The organism is Photorhabdus africana, assembly GCF_035181445.1.
GTDB classification, from domain to species: domain Bacteria; phylum Pseudomonadota; class Gammaproteobacteria; order Enterobacterales; family Enterobacteriaceae; genus Photorhabdus; species Photorhabdus laumondii.
Genome location: NZ_JAXBVE010000326.1, coordinates 1 through 223, shown reverse-complemented (window position 1 = coordinate 223; position 223 = coordinate 1). Strand labels below are relative to the sequence as shown.

1 protein-coding gene is annotated in these 223 nt (G+C 46.2%); it reads right to left on the bottom strand.

The annotated features are described in order from the left end of the window. A partial coding sequence (locus SLS51_RS23945; protein WP_323840936.1) for a Tn3 family transposase occupies positions 1–223 on the bottom strand: 223 nt, incomplete at both ends.

The window sequence follows — 223 nt, the reverse complement described above, 5'->3', positions numbered from 1 at the left end:
GGCCGATATTTTTCGCATTCACCGCCACGTAATTGGCGAGCAGTGTGTAGAGCGAGATACCACGGCCTTTACCCAGATACTTTCTGGAATAACGGGATTGTATCGTACTGTCCGTGGTCGCAAACTTTTGCCCGTCTGCATCAGCCAATAGTTTGTTATCCATGAGGTTCCACTGTTTGAAGATTGCCAGTGAATGAATATGATTACTGACGATTTCATTGGC